6 protein-coding genes are annotated in these 4,093 nt (G+C 69.8%); 2 read left to right on the top strand and 4 right to left on the bottom strand.

Annotation, left to right across the window (positions count from 1 at the left end; all coding sequences use genetic code 11):
- Positions 1–53: 53 nt before the first annotated feature.
- Together ACFV9H_RS41240 and ACFV9H_RS41235 are read right to left on the bottom strand one after the other, a co-directional pair.
- A complete protein-coding gene (locus ACFV9H_RS41240) occupies positions 54–1,052 on the bottom strand; it encodes an anion permease (RefSeq protein ID WP_385409113.1) in 999 nt (332 codons plus the stop codon).
- Between the two features lie 5 nt (positions 1,053–1,057).
- Complete coding sequence (locus ACFV9H_RS41235) at positions 1,058–1,678, bottom strand: DUF47 domain-containing protein (protein WP_008742369.1); 621 nt, start codon at positions 1,676–1,678, stop codon at positions 1,058–1,060.
- A gap of 184 nt (positions 1,679–1,862) precedes the next feature.
- On the opposite strand from ACFV9H_RS41235, the gene ACFV9H_RS41230 reads away from it, so the two are divergent.
- On the top strand, positions 1,863–2,177 hold the full coding sequence (locus ACFV9H_RS41230) for a metal-sensitive transcriptional regulator (RefSeq protein WP_385409111.1): 315 nt from the start codon (positions 1,863–1,865) through the stop codon (positions 2,175–2,177).
- A gap of 305 nt (positions 2,178–2,482) precedes the next feature.
- On the opposite strand, the gene ACFV9H_RS41225 is transcribed toward ACFV9H_RS41230, so the two are convergent.
- On the bottom strand, positions 2,483–2,638 hold the full coding sequence (locus tag ACFV9H_RS41225) for a hypothetical protein (protein WP_362396070.1): 156 nt from the start codon (positions 2,636–2,638) through the stop codon (positions 2,483–2,485).
- Between the two features lie 172 nt (positions 2,639–2,810).
- Positions 2,811–3,644 (bottom strand): hypothetical protein, encoded by an 834-nt coding sequence (locus tag ACFV9H_RS41220; RefSeq protein ID WP_385409109.1) that lies wholly within the window; start codon positions 3,642–3,644, stop codon positions 2,811–2,813.
- A 132-nt stretch (positions 3,645–3,776) separates the two neighbouring features.
- Between ACFV9H_RS41220 and ACFV9H_RS41215 the strand changes: the two genes are divergently transcribed.
- Complete coding sequence (locus tag ACFV9H_RS41215) at positions 3,777–3,986, top strand: hypothetical protein (protein ID WP_385409107.1); 210 nt, start codon at positions 3,777–3,779, stop codon at positions 3,984–3,986.
- Positions 3,987–4,093: the final 107 nt, after the last annotated feature.

The raw sequence follows: 4,093 nt of genomic DNA, 5'->3' as shown, positions 1-4,093 counted from the left end.
GCTGCATCGCCCGGGGGACGACCCCCGGACCCCCAGCAGGAGGCCCGCTCCGGCTACACGAACGCCAGGTTCACGATCCAGAAGCTCACCGCGGCGACCAAAGCCGCGGCCGGCATCGTAATGAACCAGCCCAGGATGATGTTCTTGGCGACGCCCCAGCGCACCGCGTTCACCCGCTTGGTCGCGCCCACACCCATGATCGCCGAGGTGATCACGTGGGTGGTGGAGATCGGCGCGTGGAAGAGGAACGCCGAGCCGAACATGATCGAGGCGCCGGTGGTCTCCGCCGCGAAGCCCTGCGGCGGGTCCAGCTCGATGATCTTGCGGCCGAGCGTACGCATGATGCGCCAGCCGCCCGCGTACGTACCGAGCGACAGCATCACGGCACACGCGACCTTGACCCAGATCGGGATCGCCGCGTCGGCGGCCTGCACATCGGCGATGACCAGGGCCATCACCACGATGCCCATCGTCTTCTGCGCGTCCTGGAGGCCGTGGCCGAGCGCCATGGCGGCCGCGGACACCGTCTGCGCGATACGGAAGCCGCGCTTGGCCTTGTGCGGGTTGGCCCGGCGGAACATCCACAGGATGACCACCATCACCAGGTAACCGGCCACCAGACCGACGACCGGCGAGACGAACATCGGGATGACGACCTTCTCGACCACGCCGTCCCACAGCACGCCGATGCCCCCGGCCAGCGCCGCGCCCACCATGCCGCCGAACAGCGCGTGCGAGGAGGACGACGGCAGGCCGAAGTACCAGGTGATCAGGTTCCAGACGATCGCGCCGACCAGCGCCGCGAAGAGGATCCACATGCCCCGGTTGCCGTGGGGCGTCTCGATCAGGCCCTTGCTGACCGTCTTGGCGACCCCGCTGCCCAGGAAGGCACCCGCGAGGTTCATCACGGCGGCCATCGCCAGGGCGGCACGCGGGGTCAGCGCGCGCGTCGAGACCGAGGTCGCGATCGCGTTCGCGGAGTCGTGAAAACCGTTCGTATAGGTAAAGCCGAGCGCGACACCGATGGTCACGACCAGAGCGAAGGTGTCCACGAGGTTCAGGACTCCTTGACCGCGATGGTCTCCACCGTGTTCGCAACGTGCTCGAACGCGTCGGCCGCCTCTTCGAGCACGTCGACGATCTGCTTGAGCTTCAGCACCTCGATGGCGTCGTACTTGCCGTTGAAGAGCTGGGCGAGCAGCTTGCGGTGGATCTGGTCGGCCTGGTTCTCAAGGCGGTTGACCTCGATCCAGTACTCGGTGAGGTTGTCCATCGTCCGCAGGTGCGGCATGGCCTCGGCGGTCAGCTCGGCCGCGCGCGCCAGCACCTCGATCTGCTGCTCGACGCCCTTGGGCAGCTCCTCCACGTTGTAGAGGACGACCAGGTCGACCGCCTCCTCCATGAAGTCCATGATGTCGTCGAGCGACGAGGCCAGGTTGTAGATGTCCTCGCGGTCGAACGGCGTGATGAAGGAGGAGTTGAGCTGGTGGAAGATCGCGTGGGTCGCGTCGTCCCCCGCGTGCTCCGCAGCCCGCATCCGCTCCGCGATCTCGGCCCGTGCGGAGGAGTCCGCTCCGAGCAGTTCCATCAGGAGCTTGGAGCCCGTGACGATGTTGTCCGCGGATGCGGCGAACATGTCGTAGAAGCTCGTCTCCCTGGGGGTCAGACGAAATCGCACGTGAGGTCCTCGGGGTGCATTGGATTCGGTCAGGCTGATGCTAGGCGCATCCCCCGGCCACGGCTAACCGGCGGTTCCCCAGTGTCCTCCATCAGGCAGAGTGAGGACCACGGACCCCTGTCCCTTCGACGGGAGCCCGGTATCCTATACCCATGAGGGGTATGCGCGGACCACGGGAGGACGCATGACGACCATCGAGACAGAGGGCGCCGGAGCCGTCCACGGCTACCACCACCAGAAGGACGAGCACCTCAAGCGCCTGCGCCGGATCGAGGGCCAGATCCGCGGCCTCCAGCGACTCGTCGACGAGGACGTCTACTGCATCGACATACTCACCCAGGTCTCCGCGAGCACGAAGGCCCTCCAGTCCTTCGCCCTCCAGCTCCTGGAGGAACACCTGCGCCACTGCGTCGCGGACGCGGCGATCAAGGGCGGCGCGGAAATCGACGCGAAGGTAGAAGAAGCGACGAAGGCCATCGCCCGCCTCCTGCGCACATAACGACCTCAGCCCCGCCCCGCGCCCACCCCGGCGGGCCAACCCAGCCCTGGCACAGCCCAGCGGGGCACTATGCACGGGCACACCCCAGCGGGGCACCATGCCGCCTGCCGGGCAAACCCAGCCCCGCCGGCGTTTGAGGCGACACCTCCAGCCTCGCCGGCGTTTGAGGCGCCCATCCAGCCTCGCCGGCGCTTGAGGCGACACCTCCAGCCCCGCCGGCGCTTGAGGCGCGGGGCCTGGGGCAGAGCCCCAGCAGCGGCGCGTCAGCCGGACGGAAACCCGGCGGCGGCGCAGCCGACGGCACTTCAGCCCGACCAGATCCCCATCAGCACCTCGTCGATCCGGTCCTGACTCAGCCGATCCTCCACGGCCGCGGACGCCGCGATGATCAGCTCCCCGCACAGCTCGATCTCGGCCAGCGCCACGTGGTCCTGCACCGTCGTACCGCCTGCGGGAGTCACGGGTGTCACCTCAATCTGCCACCGGCCACCGGCCGTCATCGGTCATGCCGCATCACTCGCCGGCGCCCGGCTTCTCAGCGTAGGGAGGCGGCCCGCCGCGGCGCATGACACGGAAGGACCATTTCCGGGCACCGACCCATGGCCCGCACGCCCCACACTGGCCTGATCCCATCTACTCGGCGATCTTCCCCGCGTAGATGTCCCCGCTCGCGGGCAGCACCACCGTCACCGGCGTCCCGAACCCGTACAGCAGCGTCGTCGACGAGACATCGATCACGCCGTCGTTGACGTACGTGAACCGGTGGCGGACCTTCCGCAGCCGGCCCTCCTCGTCCAGGTAGGCGTCGAACGGCACGGTGTCCGTGCTGAACCCTTTCGCCGCCGCCTCCAGCGCCCCCCGCACCTCCGAAGAGGCGCTCCGCGCGGCCCGCCCGATGTCCGTCGTCCCCCGGTAGTGCCGCACCTTGGTGCCCGCCACCTCGGTCTCCCCGACGTACGACACCTCCTGCGCGCCCCGCAGCAGCTCGGCCGCGACCAGCGGATCGGTGGCCCCGCCCGTGACCAGGTTCCCGTCGGCCAGGGTCGTCGTGTCGACCCGGACCCACTTGTCTGCCGGCACGCCCGCGCCGCGGTTCTTCATGTACAGGGCTCCGGGCACGAGCAGCTCGGTGATGGGCCGGTGCTCGGCCTGCCCCTTCACGTCCGCCGGGAGCATGACCAGCAGCTGGCCCATCCGGTTCTTGAAGTCGACCCCGCCCTCGCCGCGGATCGTGACCCGGGTCCCGCCCGTGGCCATCTCCATGGCCGTACGGGCCCGGGCGCTGCCGGTCTTCGTCAGCGCGTCGGCGGCCCCGCGGACCACCGCCGCCGGGTCCGCGGGAGGCCGGTCGTCACCGCCGCCACCGCCCGCGCATCCGCCCATCGCCGTGACGGCCAGGGTGAGGCCGGCGGCGAGCACCGCGTCACCCGCACGCCCGCGCAGCCGCCTGTGCTGGTCAACCACCATCGCCTGCCAACCCCCAACGCGTGACCGCTGTCTGCCCGAGGCCCCCACCCGCTCCGGTTAACGAGGTCCGGGGTTTCCCGTCACGGCCCGCGGGGCTCCCGGGGGCGCACCCGACCCGGGTACCGTTGGGGCGTGGAACCGCACACCGACGCGCCCCTGGTCCCTCCGCTTGCCTCGATACTGCTCCAGCGCCCGCAGTCGCAGCCGCCGACCGGGCACACCACCTCCACCGCCGAGCGGGGATCGTTCTGCCTGGCGGTCTGCACCTGCGGTTGGAAGGGTCCGGCCCGCCGCTCCCGAGACCTGGCCCGCAAGGACGCCCTCCGGCACACCACCCCCTAGTGCTGTGGCCGCGACCCGGTGAACCTTTCCGGTCACAGCACTAGTAGGGCTTGGTCAGGTTGATTCGCGTGCGGGTATGTCGCGGTGGCAGGTGGGGCAGGCGCCGG

It is taken from the genome of Streptomyces sp. NPDC059874, assembly GCF_042731135.1.
GTDB lineage: Bacteria > Actinomycetota > Actinomycetes > Streptomycetales > Streptomycetaceae > Streptomyces.
Note: the sequence above shows the minus strand (reverse complement) of the source record. Positions and strands in the feature narration are given on the sequence as shown.

Coding starts and splice junctions, on each gene's coding strand:
- ACFV9H_RS41230 (WP_385409111.1), top strand. CDS start 1,863: ATGACGACCATCGAGACAGAGGGCGCCGGAGCCGTCCACGGCTACCAC.
- ACFV9H_RS41220 (WP_385409109.1), bottom strand. CDS start 3,644: ATGGTGGTTGACCAGCACAGGCGGCTGCGCGGGCGTGCGGGTGACGCG.